Origin of the sequence: Streptomyces sp. NPDC014870, assembly GCF_043081505.1 — a bacterium.
Lineage (GTDB): Bacteria > Actinomycetota > Actinomycetes > Streptomycetales > Streptomycetaceae > Streptomyces.
Map to the genome: position 1 here is coordinate 182,430 of NZ_JBIBWQ010000014.1, position 15,254 is coordinate 197,683.

Annotated in this window: 12 protein-coding genes; all 12 read right to left on the reverse strand. The window is 73.1% G+C overall.

Going from position 1 to position 15,254, the window contains the following annotated elements; genetic code table 11:
• Positions 1-119: 119 nt before the first annotated feature.
• Positions 120-1,940 carry a PQQ-binding-like beta-propeller repeat protein gene (locus tag ACF09C_RS34390; protein WP_392097210.1) on the reverse strand — a complete coding sequence of 607 codons (1,821 nt, stop codon included), beginning with the start codon at positions 1,938-1,940 and terminating at the stop codon, positions 120-122.
• A gap of 135 nt (positions 1,941-2,075) precedes the next feature.
• Positions 2,076-3,923: a PQQ-binding-like beta-propeller repeat protein gene (locus ACF09C_RS34395; protein ID WP_392097212.1), complete on the reverse strand. Its 1,848-nt coding sequence runs from the start codon at positions 3,921-3,923 to the stop codon at positions 2,076-2,078.
• Positions 3,924-4,068: 145 nt separating this feature from the next.
• Entirely contained in the window at positions 4,069-5,880 is a 1,812-nt protein-coding gene (locus tag ACF09C_RS34400) for an ABC-F family ATP-binding cassette domain-containing protein (protein ID WP_392097214.1), read from the reverse strand.
• Between the two features lie 103 nt (positions 5,881-5,983).
• The gene (locus ACF09C_RS34405; RefSeq protein ID WP_392097216.1) at positions 5,984-7,741 is read right to left on the reverse strand and encodes a protein kinase; all 1,758 of its coding nucleotides are present in this window, start codon (positions 7,739-7,741) and stop codon (positions 5,984-5,986) included.
• Positions 7,742-7,857: 116 nt separating this feature from the next.
• Complete coding sequence (locus ACF09C_RS34410) at positions 7,858-9,195, reverse strand: acyltransferase (RefSeq protein ID WP_392097217.1); 1,338 nt, start codon at positions 9,193-9,195, stop codon at positions 7,858-7,860.
• 69 nt (positions 9,196-9,264) lie between these two features.
• Complete coding sequence (locus ACF09C_RS34415; protein WP_392097219.1) at positions 9,265-9,732, reverse strand: hypothetical protein; 468 nt, start codon at positions 9,730-9,732, stop codon at positions 9,265-9,267.
• Positions 9,733-9,924: 192 nt separating this feature from the next.
• A complete protein-coding gene (locus ACF09C_RS34420; protein WP_392097220.1) occupies positions 9,925-10,464 on the reverse strand; it encodes a GNAT family N-acetyltransferase in 540 nt (179 codons plus the stop codon).
• Between the two features lie 51 nt (positions 10,465-10,515).
• Positions 10,516-11,445: a 4-(cytidine 5'-diphospho)-2-C-methyl-D-erythritol kinase gene (locus ACF09C_RS34425; protein WP_392097221.1), complete on the reverse strand. Its 930-nt coding sequence runs from the start codon at positions 11,443-11,445 to the stop codon at positions 10,516-10,518.
• Positions 11,442-12,314, reverse strand: a complete 873-nt coding sequence (rsmA, locus tag ACF09C_RS34430; RefSeq protein ID WP_392097223.1) for a 16S rRNA (adenine(1518)-N(6)/adenine(1519)-N(6))-dimethyltransferase RsmA — start codon at positions 12,312-12,314, stop codon at positions 11,442-11,444. Before rsmA ends, ACF09C_RS34425 begins: the two co-directional genes overlap by 4 nt.
• Positions 12,315-12,376: 62 nt before the next feature.
• A complete protein-coding gene (locus ACF09C_RS34435) occupies positions 12,377-13,684 on the reverse strand; it encodes a ubiquitin-like domain-containing protein (RefSeq protein ID WP_392097225.1) in 1,308 nt (435 codons plus the stop codon).
• 72 nt (positions 13,685-13,756) lie between these two features.
• On the reverse strand, positions 13,757-14,626 hold the full coding sequence (locus tag ACF09C_RS34440; RefSeq protein WP_362422902.1) for a TatD family hydrolase: 870 nt from the start codon (positions 14,624-14,626) through the stop codon (positions 13,757-13,759).
• A 120-nt stretch (positions 14,627-14,746) separates the two neighbouring features.
• A complete protein-coding gene (locus ACF09C_RS34445) occupies positions 14,747-15,241 on the reverse strand; it encodes a hypothetical protein (protein WP_392097227.1) in 495 nt (164 codons plus the stop codon).
• Positions 15,242-15,254: the final 13 nt, after the last annotated feature.

Genomic DNA, 15,254 nt, shown 5'->3' on the forward strand with positions numbered 1-15,254 from the left:
TCGCCCGCCGGGGGCCCACGCAAACAGCCCGGCGCGCCGAGTGAATCGACGCGCCGGGCTGTGCGATTGCGAGCCGGGGCCAGAGCCGGGGCTCAGGGCCAGGGCTCAGGTGCCGGGGCTCAGTTGGTGGAGAAGCCCAGCGCCAGGTACTCCTTGTAGCTGCTCGACCCGCTCGGCTTGCTGATCATGACGTCCGAGATGAACATCCGGCCGTTGGCGTACAGGATCTCGGCGTAGTCGCCGGAGAAGGTGCCCTCCGCGTCGCGGACCGTCTTGTCGGACGGGTTCTCCATCAGCACGGTCGGCTTCATCGTGCCGCCGTCGATGGAGACGATCTGCCCACCCTTGTCGTACGGCGGCATCTTGTACGCCAGCAGGTTGCCGCCGTCCATGCGCAGCGGGACCATCGTCCACCGGTCGCCCGCGTCCGCCTTCTGGACGATCTGCTTGCCCGTGGTCAGGTCGAAGGCGAGGATCTCGTTGGTCTCGTCGCCGTACTCCCCGGTGCTGCCCTCGCGCTCCTCGGTCGGCAGGTAGAGCCGGCCGTTGCCGACGACGACCTTGCTGCAGGTCTCGACCTCGGTGGAACGGCACTTGGCCGCGAACCGGTCGGCGTCCGCCGCGATCTTGACCTTCAGCTTGCCGGTCTTCTCGTCGATGGAGAAGAAGTCCGAGATGCCGCTGCCGTCACCGGCGGTGTCGCCGACGTCGGCCGCGACCACGAGCGGCTTGGTGGAGACGATCGCCGCGTACTCGACGCCCGTGGGCATCTTGAACTGGGAGATCGGCGCGCCGGTGATCGGGTTCAGGTTCTGGATGACGACGTACTGGCTGCCGTACGAGCCGCACTTGCGCGCCGCGACGAGACCCTCGCCGCCGCCGTAGCCCATGTCGTAGCAGCTCTCCGCGTTGGCCTTGGGCTTCCAGCGCGGGTTGCCGTTGGCCAGGTCGAAGGCGGCGCCGCCGTCGGTGCCGCCGGCCGCGACGGTCGTCCCGCTGAGGGTGACCTCGCTGAACCGCGCCTTGTCGTCACCCGCGTTGCCGCCGGTGACGGAGGCGGTCCAGACCAGCTTCCCGGCGTTCAGGTCGACGACGCCGACCTCGGTGCACGGCTGGTAGAACTTCGGCCCGACCCGCTTGGTCGCCTCGAAGAGGATCGCGGTCTTGTTGTCCGCGGTGGTGTGCCGCGAGGTGCCGCAGACCTGACCGGGCAGGGCCAGGGTCCAGATCGGGGTGCCCTTGTCGAGGTCGCGGCCGATGATCGCGTTGACGTCCGTCTTCACGTACGCCTTGTCGGTGATCCAGGAGCCGCTGACGTCCGTGGTGTCGTCGACCTTGGGCTGCGGAAGCTGGAACGAGAGCGAGGACTTGGTGTCGGCGGGCACCTTCTCCTTGCCGTTGCCGCCGAGGCCCGCGCTGTCGCCCTTGTTCTGGCCGCCGGTCGCGCCGGTCGTGCCGCCCGCGTTGTTGTTCTCCTCGCCGCCGCCGGAGCCGGCGTACCAGACCCCGCCGCCGACGATGAGGACGACGGCGACGACCGCGGCGATGATGATCTGCATCTGCGTGGACAGCTTCTTGCCGCCACCTGCGCCGGGAGCCACGACCGTGGACGGCTGGTGCTGCTGCGGGTAGCCGTAGGGCTGCTGCGGCTGCGTCGGATAGCCGTACGGCTGCTGCGGCTGCGTCGGCGGCTGCTGCGGGTACCCGTACGGGGGCTGCCCGGGCTGCTGCGGAGGCTGCTGCGGGTAGCCGTACTGGGGCTGCGTCGGCGGCTGCTGGGGGTAGCCGTACGCGGGCTGGCCGGGGGCCTGGCCGGGCGGCTGGTTCGGCGGCGGCGTGGGCGCGCCGAAACCACCGGGCGGCGGGTCCTGGGGCGCGCCGAAACCGCCGGACGGCGGGGTCGGGGGCTGGTTGGGCGGCGGCGGAGGTGGCTGCGTCATGGTGTGGATACCTCGGAAGTCATGCGGGCGTCGGCCGTGCCGACGGCGACAAGCGCCGCCACGACCGCCGTGTGCACGGCGGTCGTGGGGCGCTCGCCCGGCTGCTGCGGTGGGGTCATCGGTGACGGACCGGCGTCACTTGCTGAAGGACATCATCGTCTTGGTCTCCTTCTCCTCCGCGTCGTTCTGGGCGCTGACGCGCCCCGCCGCCACGATGAAGTGGCCGCCGGAGTAGAGGTAGGCCGGGCTGTAGTAGTCGTCCTCGATCTCGGCGGTCGAGAGCGGGTGCTGCTGCAGGATCTTCGGCGAGCCGCCGGTCGGGGCGATGGTCGCGACGGCGCCGCCCTTGTCGTACAGCGCCTTCATGTAGACCACGACCTCCGAACCCTCCATGCGCAGCGGGGTGATCGTGCGCTCGGCGGGGGCGGCGGCGCGCCACTTCTGCTTGCCGGTGTTCAGGTCGAACGCGACGACGGCGTTGGCCTGGCGGTACTCCGAGTCCGTCGCCATGTAGAAGGTGTTGGCGTCGGCGGTCACACCGTTGCAGCCCTGGAGGTTGCGGCCGAAGACGACGAACGCGCCGCCGCCGCAGTCGGGGGCGTACTTGTCGGTGCCGCCCTGGATCTGCGAACGGAGCTTGCCGTCCGCGGTGACCGCGAAGACGGTCCACTTCTTCTCGTCGCGCTGCTGGGCGGAGACGACCAGCGGGTCCACCGAGTAGACCTTGTCGACCTCCCAGGTGGGCTTGAGCTTGAAGGTCCACTTCGGCTTGCCGGTCAGCGGGTCGACCTCGCTGACCTGCTCCTGCGGCTTGTTGACGTCACCGGTGCGGCAGGCCGCGGCAGCGATCAGCTTGGAGCCGCCCGCGAAGGCGTACGGCTGGCACTGGCCGTCGGCCGGCTTGCCGAAGAGCTGCTTGCCGTCGGCGAGCGAGAAGCCCCAGGAGTGGTTCATGCCGGCCGCCGTCACCGTGGAGCCGCTGATGGCGAGGGTGATGTCGGAGAACGAGCTGAAGCCGGTGCCCTTGTCGAGCGACTTCTTCCAGCCCGCCTTGCCCGTCTTCAGGTCGATCTGCTGAAGGACGTTGCAGTCGGCGCGGTCGCCCGCCTTGTCGTTGATGGCGATGACGAGGAGGCCGTCGGCGGAGGGCTCGGGAGCGGCGGCGCAGACCTCGAAGGGCGTGTCCAGGTTCCACTTGGGCGCGCCGTCGGCGAGGCCGAAGCCGCTGACGCCCTTGTACATCGCCTTGGCGACGACGTCGCCCGCCACCCACGGGCCGAAGACGTCGGCGCCGTTGCGGGGCAGGTCGACGTTGTTCTTCAGCAGCCAGTCGATCTTCGCCTCGCCCTGCTGGCGACCGGCGTTGAGGTCGTCCTCGGCGTTGCGGCCGTCGCCGTCACCGTTGCCGTCGCCCTGGTCGACGGACTCGGACGGCTTCGGGGTGCCGCTGGTGGCAGGCGGCTTGGCGACCGGCTTCTCCTCGTCGTCGCCGCTGAGCGCGAACCAGGAGCCGAGGCCGATGACGAGCGCGGCGGCCACGGCCGCGCCGATGACGACGGCCGGCTTGCCCTTGAACGGGTTCTTGCCGCCGGGCGCGGGCGCCATGGGCTGGGTGGGGTAGCCACCGCCGCCGTACGGGTTCGGCTGCTGGCCGTACGGACCGGGCTGCTGCCCGTACGGACCCGGCTGTTGCGGGTACCCGTAACCGGGCTGCGGTGCCTGCTGCTGCGGGTAGCCGTAACCGGGCTGCGGCGGCTGGTTGTACGGGCCGGGCGCGGCGGGCGGCGGCGTCTGCGCGGCGGCCTGCGGCGGCTGGGGAGCCTGCGGCGGGACCGGCGGCGCGGCCGGGGCCTGCGGCGGCATCGGAGGCACCGGCGGCATGCCCTGCGGCGGGTTCGGCGCCGGTGTCTGCGGCGGGTTCTGAGCCGGGTCCGGGTTCGGTGCGCCGAAGCCCGGCGGCTGGTTGCTGGGCGGCTGGGTCATCAGCGCGTTCCCCCTTGGTGTGAGCGGGTTTTCTTTCTACCACTCACCAGATGACGCAAAAGCGACCGGTCCACCCCTTGTTCCCAAGGGAGGACCGGCCCGTGATGCCCTCGTTACGCGTTTCGCACGGCTTCTCTACGCATCCTCACGCGTCCTCCGCCAACTCCAGCCACCGCATCTCCAACTCCTCCCGCTCCCCCGCGAGTTCCCGGAGCTCCGCGTCGAGCTTCGCGACGAGCTCGAAATCCGTCGCGTTCTCGGCGATCCGGGCGTGCAGCTTCGCCTCCTTCTCGGAGACCTTGTCCAGCTGCCGCTCGACCTTCTGCAGCTCCTTCTTCGCGGCGCGCGCGTCGGCCGCCGAGAGGCCCGGCTTCGCCTGCGCGGGCGCGGCCGCGGGGGCGGCGGCGGGGACCGACGCCTCGATCATCCTCTGGCGCCGCTCCAGGTACTCGTCGATGCCGCGCGGCAGCATCCGCAGCGTCTGGTCGCCGAGCAGCGCGAACGTGCGGTCGGTGGTGCGCTCGATGAAGAACCGGTCGTGGGAGATGACGACCATGGAGCCCGGCCAGCCGTCGAGGAGGTCCTCCAGCTGGGTCAGGGTCTCGATGTCCAGGTCGTTGGTGGGCTCGTCGAGGAAGAGGACGTTCGGCTCGTCCATCAGCAGGCGCAGCAGCTGGAGGCGGCGGCGCTCACCGCCGGAGAGGTCGGCGACCGGCGTCCACTGCTTCTCCTTCGAGAAGCCGAACTGCTCGCAGAGCTGACCGGCGGACATCTCACGGCCCTTGCCGAGGTCGACCCGGTCGCGGATCTGCTGGACGGCCTCCAGGACCCGCAGCGTGCCGGGGAGTTCGGTGACGTCCTGGGAGAGGTAGGCCAGCCGTACGGTCTTGCCGACGACGACCTTCCCGTCGGCGGGCTGCTTCTCGCCCTGGCTGGCGGCGGCGTCCGCGAGCACCCGCAGGAGGGAGGTCTTGCCGGCGCCGTTGACGCCGACCAGGCCGATGCGGTCGCCGGGGCCGAGCTGCCAGGTGAGGTGCTTGAGCAGCGTCTTGGGTCCCGCGGTGACGGTGACGTTCTCCAGGTCGAAGACCGTCTTGCCGAGCCGGGCGTTGGCGAACTTCATCAGCTCGGAGGTGTCGCGCGGCGGCGGCACGTCGGCGATCAGCTCGTTGGCGGCCTCGATGCGGTAGCGCGGCTTGGACGTACGGGCGGGGGCGCCGCGCCGCAGCCAGGCCAGCTCCTTGCGCATCAGGTTCTGCCGCTTGGTCTCCTCGGTCGCCGCCCTTCGCTCGCGCTCGGCGCGGGCGAAGACGTAGTCGGAGTAGCCGCCCTCGTACTCGTGGACGTCACCGCGCTGCACGTCCCACATGCGGGTGCAGACCTGGTCGAGGAACCAGCGGTCGTGGGTGACGCAGACGAGCGCGGAGCGGCGCGTCTGGAGGTGCTTGGCGAGCCAGGCGATGCCCTCGACGTCGAGGTGGTTGGTGGGCTCGTCCAGGATGAGCAGGTCCTGGTCCTCGATGAGGAGCTTGGCGAGCGCGATCCGGCGGCGCTCACCACCGGAGAGCGGGCCGATGACGGTGTCGAGGCCCTTCTCGAAGCCGGGCAGGTCGAGCCCGCCGAAGAGCCCGGTGAGCACGTCGCGGATCTTCGCGCTGCCGGCCCACTCGTGGTCGGCCATGACGCCGATGACCTCGTGCCGGATGGTGGCGGCCGGGTCGAGCGAGTCGTGCTGCGTGAGCACCCCGAGCCGCAGCCCGCCGCTGTGCGTGACGCGGCCGGTGTCGGCCTCCTCCAGCTTGGCGAGCATCCGGATGAGGGTGGTCTTGCCGTCGCCGTTGCGGCCCACGACGCCGATCCGCTCGCCCTCGGAGACGCCGAGCGAGACGCCGTCGAGCAGGGCACGGGTGCCGTACACCTTGCTGACAGCCTCGACATTGACCAGGTTGACGGCCACTTTGACTCCTGTAGCGGGGAATGGATCGAGGTCCAAGGGTAGACGCCGGGCCGCGGGGACGGCGTCCGGCGTTCCTCCCCGCCCAGGCAGGGCCCAGGGCCGCCTAGCAGCGGTTGAGGTTGCCGCTTCCCCCGGTGGTCTTGTCGGCGAACACCCAGCCCTCGGTCTCCGTGCCCTGGATCCGGGCGTGGATCCACTTGTTGCCGTGGGCGTTGGTGACGTAGCAGTGGTAGTAGATCTTCACGCCGTCCTTGACCGGGGACACCCAGCCGCAGTCCGCGTACGGCCCGGTGTAGAGGTGCGAGTTCTGCGACAGGTAGCCGTAGCCGTCGCTGCGGTTGGCGTAGCTCCAGCCGGTGCACGCCGTGGAGACCGGGGTGGGCTCCGTGGCCGTGGAGGTGGGCGTGGGCCGCGCGGACGTGGACGGCTTCGCGGAGGGGCTCGCGGACGGCTTGTCGTCGGGCCGCGTGGGGGTGGGAGTCGGCCGGGTGGGGGTGGCGGACCGGGTCTCGCCGGGGTCCATGGAGGTCAGGTCGCCCGGGGAGGTCGGCTCGTCGGCACCCGCGCCGCCGGTGCCGGACATGTCGCCGTCGGACGGCCCGCTCGCCGCGGGCGGCGCCGCGTGCGAGCCGCCGCCGCCCGGTTCGTCGCCCGTGTTCATGAGCGCGTAGGCGACGCCGCCGCCCACGAGGACGGTGGCGACCGCGGCCGCGAGGACGGTCCGGCTGCGGCGGCGCCGGGCGCGGACGGTCTCGGTGCGGCTCTCGGAGCGGCTCGCGGGCGGGGCGGCGGGCTGCGGGGCGCCGGGTACGGGGGCAGCCGGGTGCGGGTACTGCTGCGGGGCCGGGTGCGGGTGGGGGTACTGCTGCTGGAACGGTTCGGCGCCGGGGCCGAAGGCACCGGGCGGGGCCTGTACGGGTACGGGTGCGGGGGCCGGGGTCTGAGCCGGTACGGGTGCGGGTGCGGGTACGGGCCCGGGTGCGAGGTTCGTCGTCGCGCTGTCCGGCGTCCCGCCCGTGGCGACCGCTTCAAGCAGCTCGCGGGCGCGTGCCGCGTCGGGCCGCTGCCGCGGGTCCTTCGCCATGAGCGCCCGGAGCACGGGGCCGAGGGGCCCGGCCCGCAGGGGCTCCGGCAGGGGCTCGTTGACGATGGCCGCCAGCGTGGACCAGACCGAGGTGCGGCGGAACGCGGAGGCGCCCTCCACGGCCGCGTACAGCGTCATGCCGAGCGCCCAGATGTCCGAGGCGGCCCCCGGCTCCTGGCCCTGGGCGCGCTCGGGCGGCAGGTAGTCGAGGGAGCCGACGATCTGACCGCTCTGGGTCAGCTTGGCCAGGGCCTCGTCGCCGGAGGTGTCCATGCTGGCGATGCCGAAGTCGGTGAGCACGACTCGGCCCCCGCGCTCCAGGAGCACGTTCCCCGGCTTCACGTCCCGGTGCAGGACCCCGGCCCGGTGGGCCGCGTCGAGCGCGTCCATCAGCCGGGCGCCGATCGCGGCCGCCTCGCGCGGGTCCAGCGGGCCGCGCTCCGCGAGGACGTCGTCGAGGGAGGGCCCGTCGACCAGCTCCATGACGATGACGGGCAGCCCCCGCTCCTCGACCACGTCGTGGACGGTGACCACACCGCTGTGCCGGATCCGGGCGGCGGCCTGCGCCTCCCGCTCCATCCGGACCCGGAGGTCGGCCAGTTCGGCGGGGGAGGCGTCGGTGAAGGCCCGCACGACCTTGACCGCGACCTCGCGGTTCAGGACCAGGTCCACCGCCCGGGCGACCACGCCCATGCCACCGCGCCCGATCGTCGCGGTCACGCGGTACCGCCCGCCGAGCACCTCGCCGACCAGCTCCGCGCCGTTCGCCCCCGTCACCCGTACCGCTCCGATCCGTCGTACCGCGCCGCGCCCTCCGCGACGCCAAAGGCACCAGGGTAGGCACAGCCGACCGGGCCCTCGTCAACGGCTCCGCCCACTCCCTCACCCGACCCTCACTCGGCGGGGCGCGCCCCTCGCCCCACCCGTTCCACGAGGAGCCAGCCGGCGAGGGCCATCGCGACCGCCGCGGGCGCGGTGATCCGCAGGGCGACCAGGGTGGCCGAACGGCCCTCCAGGAGCCCGCCGAAGCCGACCATCGACAGGCCGAGGACGCCGAAGAGGGCCAGGGTGATGCCGAGGGCGGCGACGGGGCCGCCGGCCGAGGTCGGGCCCGTGGGCGCGGCCCGTCGGGCCGGTGGGCGTTCGAAGCGGCGGAAGGCGGCGACGAGCAGCCCCGTGAGGAGGGCCGCGGCGGCGATCCGCAGCGGGACCTGCGCCCACCAGGCCCCGGTCGCGGGCGCGGGCAGCGTGACGTCGAGGGCGAGAAGGGCGCCGTACACGCCGAGCATGGCGGTCAGGTGCCACAGGAAGGCGGTCATGGCGATCCCGTTGGCGACGACGACCTTGTGCCAGACCCCGGCGCGCGCGACGAACCGGGCGCCCGGGCCCTTCAGCAGCTCGACGGCGCCGACCAGCCAGAGGCCGTGCGCGAGGAGGGCCAGGGTCGGCGGGGCCATGTTGGAGACCTTCTCGCCGGGCATCCCGACCATGGAGAGCGGGTAGGGGCCGAGGGCGACGAGCCCGGCGGCGGCGAGCAGCCCCGCGCCGGCGAGGACGACGGGGAGCCGGATCATGCCGTCGGCGCGCAGGAAGCCGAGCTGGTGGATCGCCAGCCAGACGAAGGCGAAGTTCAGGAACTCCACGAAGGGCACGTCGAACGCGAAGCGGAGCACGTCCACGGCCACCGCCCCGCCGACGAGCGCGCCGAAGGCGCCCCAGCCCCACCGCTCGTGCAGCTTCACCAGCGGCGGGGTGAACGCCACCATGGCGAGGTAGATGCCGATGAACCACAGCGGCTGCGTGACGAGCCGCAGCGCGACCCCGGTCAGCCCTCCGTCGGCCCCGAGCAGCTGTATCACCAGCGCGGCGGCGCCCCAGACGGCGACGAACACCATCGTCGGCCGCAGCAGCCGCTGGAGCCGGGCGCGCAGGAAGGCGGCGTACGCGGGGCGGGAACGGTGCGCGAGGGCGTGCGAGAAGCCGCCGACGAAGAAGAAGACCGGCATGACCTGGAGCGCCCAGGTGACGATCTGCAGCTCGGGGACGACGGCGAGCAGGTTGCCCGCCGAACCGTCGGAGGTCACCGCCGCGATCAGCCAGTGCCCGAGGACCACGACCCCGAGCGAGGCGACCCGCAGCAGATCGACGTACCGGTCACGTGTCGCAGGCGTGGCGGCGGCGAGCTCCCGCGCGCTGACGCCCGTGGCGTCTCCGACTCCCCTGATTCCCATGGGCGTACGGTCCCGCGCCCACCCCACGGCCCGTCAGGGCGCGGATACTCAACCGGCCTCTGAGTACGTTCACAGGACGACGTACGTGACGATCGCCTGCGGCAGGCCGAGCAGCAGGATGACCCAGGTCCGGCGCCGGTAGGTGTCGGGCAGCGGGGGCCGGGAGCCCGGCGGCGCCGTCGCGGCCCACGGCTGCGCCGTCCCGGCCGCGGGCGGCAAGGGCGGCTGCGGGGGCACCGCCCGAGCGCCGGGAGGCACGGGGCCTGGAGGCACGGGATGAACCGGAGGTACGGGGCCCGGAGGTACGGGGCCCGGAGGTACGGGACCTGGAGGTGGCGACCCGGGCGGTACGGCGTCCGCGTCCCCGCCCGCACCGACCACGTCCGTCAGCAGGGCGGCGAAGGCGGCGTCCCGGGCGACCTCGTCCGCCAGGACCTCCGCGGCGATCGAGGCGGCCGCGTCGCCCGGCTCGTGCCACAGCCGCTCCAGAGCGGCCGCGCCCAGCTTCCCGCGGCTGAGCCGGTCCTCGACCAGCACACGGACCTTCGCCCGCCGCTCGGCCCCCCTCCCGGGTGGTGGGCGCGCCCTGCGTCAGTAACCGGATCGCCGCACGCGCCAGTTCCCTACCGTGCACCCCAGCCTCCCCCGCCGACCTTCGCCGAAGGCGAGCGTATCCACATCAACTCCCGGAACCCACAAGTCCGTTGGAAGTCGATGACTGGAGACGACCTAGGGAGTGTCCGGCTTCCACTCCTCGGCGAGGAGCCCGAGAAGCACCTCGTCGAGGAACTCGCCCATCACCCACGCCGAGGCACGCAGGACGCCCTCGCGCACGAAGCCGTTGCGCTCGGCGGAGCGGAGCATCGCCGCGTTGTCCGCGAGCGTCTCGATCCCCAGCCGTTGCAGGCCCCGCACGACGAAGCCGTAGTGGCAGAGCACCGCGACCACATCGGTGCCGTAGCCCTTGCCGCGGGCCGCCGGCAGCAGGCCGAGGCCGATGTGCGCGGAGCGGTTGTGGTTGTCGATGCCCCACAGCGTCGCGGTGCCGACGAGCGTCCCGCCCTCCAACTCCACGACGGAGAACGGGACGTGCCCCTGCTCCGTGTCGTCCACCACCAGCCGCGGGTCCTTCGAGCCGGGTGAGACCGGCCGCCACGGGCCGCTCTCGGCCCGCGCGGAGTTGACCACGTCGTCGTAGAGCTCGGCTCGCAGGATCGGGACGTCTTCTTCATGCCGGGCCCTGAGCCCGACCTTGGTTCCCCTCAGCATGCGAGCTTCCTATCCGACCGGATACACCGACGGCAATCGGATAAGGCCCGGTCAGAGGACGACGGCTCCCACGGCCGGGGACGTCGCCACCCGTGCCGTGCGGCAGGTGCCCGAGGCGATCAGCGCGTCGGCGACCGCGCGGGCCGCCTCCTCGTCCTTCACCAGGAAGGCGGTCGTCGGGCCCGAGCCCGACACCAGGGCGGCCAGGGCGCCGGCCGCCGTACCCGCCTCCAGGGTGGCCGTCAGGGACGGACGCAGGGAGACCGCGGCCTGCTGGAGGTCGTTCGCCAGGGCGCCGGCCAGGGCGGTCGTGTCACCGGTGCGCAGGGCCTCCAGGAGCGCGGGAGAGGCGACCGGCTCGGGGACGGCGACGCCCTCGTTGAGGCGGTCGAACTCGCCGTACACCGCCGGGGTCGACAGGCCGCCGTCGGCGACGGCGAAGACCCAGTGGAAGCCGCCGCCGACCGGCAGCTCGGTCAGCCGCTCACCGCGGCCGACGCCGAGCGCCGCCCCGCCGACGAGGCTGAACGGCACGTCGCTGCCGAGCTCCGCGCAGATCTCCAGGAGTTCGGCGCGCGAGGAGTTCAGGCCCCACAGCGCGTCGCACGCGAGCAGCGCGCCCGCGCCGTCGGCGCTGCCGCCCGCCATGCCGCCGGCGACCGGGATGTCCTTGGCGATGTGCAGGTGGACGTCAGGGGAGATCCCGTGCCGGGCGGCGAGCAGCTCGGCGGCGCGCGCGGCCAGGTTGGTGCGGTCCAGCGGGACCTTGTCCGCGTCGGGCCCCTCGCAGGTGATCATCAGCTCGGCGGCGGGGGTCGCCGTCACCTCGTCGTGGAGGGAGACGGCGAGGAAGACGTTCGCCAGGTCGTGGAAGCCGTCGGGCCGCGCCCCGCCGACCGCGAGCTGCACATTGACCTTCGCGGGCACCCGGACGGTCACACTCCGCGCGGCCGCGCCCGGCCCCGTACCGGACCCGCTCATGCCTTCGCCTCCGCGATCCTCGCGAACTCCTCGACCGTCAGCGACTCGCCGCGCGCCTGCGGCGAGACGCCCGCCTTCACCAGCGCCTCCTCCGCCGCGGCGGGCGAGCCCGCCCAGCCGGCGAGGGCGGCGCGCAGGGTCTTGCGGCGCTGCGCGAAGGCCGCGTCCACGACGGCGAAGACCTCCGCCTTCGAGGCGGTCGTCTCGACCGGTTCCGTACGGCGGACCAGCGAGACCAGGCCCGAGTCGACGTTCGGCGCCGGCCAGAAGACGTTGCGGCCGATGGAGCCGGCCCGCTTCACGTCGGCGTACCAGTTCGCCTTCACCGACGGCACGCCGTACACCTTGTTGCCGGGCTTGGCCGCGAGCCGGTCGGCGACCTCCGCCTGGACCATGACGAGCGTCCGCTCGATGGTCGGGAAGCGGTCCAGCATGTGCAGCAGGACCGGCACCGCCACGTTGTACGGGAGGTTCGCGACCAGCGCCGTGGGCGGCGGGCCGGGCAGCTCCTGGACGTCCATGGCGTCGGAGTGGACCAGCGCGAACCGGTCCTGCTTCGCCGGCAGCCGGGCGGCGATCGTCGACGGCAGCGCGGCGGCCAGGATGTCGTCGATCTCGACGGCCGTCACCCGGTCCGCCGCTTCGAGCAGCGCCAGGGTCAGCGAGCCGAGCCCGGGGCCCACCTCGACGACCACGTCGTCGGGGCGCACCTCGGCCGTGCGGACGATCCGCCGGACCGTGTTGGCGTCGATGACGAAGTTCTGCCCCTTCTGCTTCGTGGGGCGTACGCCAAGGGCTGCTGCCAGTTCACGGATGTCGGCGGGGCCGAGGAGGGCGTCGGGGCCTTCGGGGCCGGTGGTGGTGCTCACCGCTACAGCCTAGCGAGGTCGCGGCGGCGCACCGGTACAGCCTGCTGCCGCAGTGAGGCGGCTCACCGGTACAGCCTGCGGCCGCAGTGCGGCCAGGGACTCGCGCCGCGGCTCACGTACAGCTTCTTCGCCCGGTACGTCTGCTCCGACGCGGTCGCGTCCTGGGCGACGCCGCTGCCGCCGAGCGAGCGCCAGGTGCCGGGGTCGAACTGGTAGAGCCCGCCGTACGTCCCCGAGGGGTCGACCGCGTTCGGCCGGCCGCCGGACTCGCAGGCGGCGAGGGCGCCCCAGTCGAGCCCGTCCGCGCCCGCGACGGAGGTGGGCAGCGGCCGGGTGCCGACCTTCACCAGCTGGGTGACGGGCTCCCGGACGATCTCCTCGCCGGTCCTCCGCGGCTTCTGCCGGACGCCGTTGACGGTCCGCAGCGCGTACGTGACGCGGCGCACGCCCTGGGCGCCCTGCCGTTCGACGACCTCGGTGCCCGCGAACAGCTCGGGGTCGCGGGTCCGCTCGACGGCGTACGGGATCGGCTCCTCGCGGATCTCCTGGCTGCCGGTGATCCGCAGGACGGTGATCGTCTGGCCGTCGCGCGGGAAGGAGCCGGGCGGCACGGAGGTGGTGTCCTGGCCGGAGAGCGTGATCCCGGCCTCCGCGACGGCCTCGCGGACGGTGGCGGCGTTGGTGCGCAGGGTCCGCTCGCGGCCGTCGGCGAGGAGGGTGACGGTCCGTTCCGTCCGGACGTCGAGGGTGAGCCCCCGCCGGGAGATGGGGGCGGAGCGGGAGACGGAGAGGAACGCGCCCTCGGCCCGTACCCCGAGCTGGCGCAGGGCGCCGTCGACGGTCCTGGCCGTCGTCCACACCTGGCGGCGCTGCCCGTCGAGGGTGAGGGCGACCGGGCGGCCGTAGCGGACGACGACCTCGTCGCCGCTGGCCAGGTCGGCGCCGGGGGCCGGGGCGACGATGTCGTGGGAGCCGACGGCGAGGCCCTCGTCGGCGAGGAGCTCGTCGACGTCGTCGGCGAAGGTGTGCAGGGTGCGCGGGACGCCGTCCACGGAGAGCCGGATCGCCTTGTCGTTGGCGACGAAGGCGCTGGTGCCGCCGGCCAGGAAGGCGACGACCAGGGCCTGCGGGACGATCCGCCGCAGGCTCTCGCCAGGGCCCGGCCTGGCCTTGCGGCGCCTGGCCGCCCGCCGGGCCTCGGCGCGGGAGCCCTGGGGCTGGGACTGGGTCCGGTCCTGGCCCTGCGGCGGCAGGAGGACCGCCGCCTGCGTCAGCTGCTCGTGGAGGGGCACGGGCACGGGCGTGGGCGCCTGCGCGGGGGCGGGCGCGGAACGCCGCGGGGAGCGGTGACTGCCCTGGGAAGTGCTCACGAGGCCGGGACCCTAGCCCCGGCCGCGATCACTCTCCAAAACGACCCGACTACAACACGTAACCGTTATGCATCAGTAATCGAAGGCGCGGGCCGTGTTCACGGCGATCGCCTCGCACAGCTCCTCCTCCGTGATCCCGCGCACGGCGGCCATCGCGCGGACGGTCACCGGGATGAGGTACGGAGCGTTCGGCCGCCCCCGGTACGGCGCGGGCGTCAGGAAGGGGGCGTCCGTCTCGACCAGGACGAGGCCGAGCGGGGCGACGGCGAGGGCGTCGCGCAGCGGCTGCGCGTTCTTGAAGGTCATGTTGCCGGCGAAGGACATGTAGTAGCCCTTGGCGGCGCAGATCTCGGCCATCTCGGCGTCGCCCGAGTAGCAGTGGAAGACGGTCCGCTCCGGCGCGCCCTCCTCGTCCAGGACCCGCAGGACGTCGGCGTGGGCGTCGCGGTCGTGGATCACGAGCGCCTTGCCGTGCCGCTTGGCGATCTCGATGTGGGCGCGGAAGGAGCGCTCCTGGGCGGCGATGCCCTCGGGACCGGTGCGGAAGAAGTCGAGCCCGGTCTCGCCGACGGCGCGGACGTACGGCAGGGCGGCGAGCCGGTCGATCTCGGCGAGCGCGTCGTCCAGGGCGGCGTCCCCGCCGGCGTCGCGGGCGCCCTGCCGGGACCAGCCGTCGGGGTCGCCGAGGACGATCCGGGGCGCCTCGTTGGGGTGCAGGGCGACGGCCGCGTGCACGTTCTCGTGGGCGGCGGCGGTCTCGGCGGCCCACTGGGAGCCCTTGATGTCGCAGCCGACCTGGACGACCGTGGTGACGCCGACGGCGGCGGCCTTGGTGAGGGCCTCCTCGACGGTGCCGGACTGCATGTCCAGATGCGTGTGGGAATCCGCCACCGGGAGGGGAAGCGGCTCGGGCAGCGGCGGCGGGGCGTCCTTCGAACTCATGGTCCCGATCGTACGAGGACCATGAGTTCGGCCGCGAAGGATTACGGGCGGGCGGACGGCAACCGCTCCCGTGCCGGAGCCGGCTACGTACGCCGGAGCGGGCTCCGCGCACCCGAGCCGCTACTTGCCGCGGAACGGGCGGAGCAGATCCGAGAACCGCCAGTGTCGGCGCTCCTCCTCGATGTGGACGGGACCGGGGACGTCCCCTGTGGGAGCCGCGGGGGCCGACGCGGCGACGGCCGTCGTCGTCTCCTCGCGCTCCAGGTCCTGACCGATCGGCCCCGCCAGGCCGATCGGTCCGGCCGGGACGGCCGTGCCGCGGGGCGTCCCGGCGGCGTCGCGGTGGTAGGCCTGCTCCCAGGAGTGCAGGACCGAGGAAACCTGACCCGCGCGCATGATGCGGACGACGTGCCCGCCGCAGTTCATGCAGGTCGGACTGGACAGCGGCGAGGGAACCCGCTCACCACCGGCCTTGTAGACGATGAATTCCTGGCCGGCGGCGTCGACGTGGTGCTCGATGTCGTACGCCTGCTCCCAGCCGTACCCGCAGCGCATGCAGGCGAAGGCGTACGCCTCGTGGGCGACGGGTATGCCGGTGCCGGTGATCTCACTCATGCCAGCTCCTCTC

Coding starts and splice junctions, on each gene's coding strand:
- ACF09C_RS34390 (WP_392097210.1), bottom strand. CDS start 1,940: ATGACGCAGCCACCTCCGCCGCCGCCCAACCAGCCCCCGACCCCGCCG.
- ACF09C_RS34395 (WP_392097212.1), bottom strand. CDS start 3,923: ATGACCCAGCCGCCCAGCAACCAGCCGCCGGGCTTCGGCGCACCGAAC.
- ACF09C_RS34410 (WP_392097217.1), bottom strand. CDS start 9,195: ATGGGAATCAGGGGAGTCGGAGACGCCACGGGCGTCAGCGCGCGGGAG.
- ACF09C_RS34420 (WP_392097220.1), bottom strand. CDS start 10,464: ATGCTGAGGGGAACCAAGGTCGGGCTCAGGGCCCGGCATGAAGAAGAC.
- ACF09C_RS34425 (WP_392097221.1), bottom strand. CDS start 11,445: ATGAGCGGGTCCGGTACGGGGCCGGGCGCGGCCGCGCGGAGTGTGACC.
- ACF09C_RS34440 (WP_362422902.1), bottom strand. CDS start 14,626: ATGAGTTCGAAGGACGCCCCGCCGCCGCTGCCCGAGCCGCTTCCCCTC.
- ACF09C_RS34445 (WP_392097227.1), bottom strand. CDS start 15,241: ATGAGTGAGATCACCGGCACCGGCATACCCGTCGCCCACGAGGCGTAC.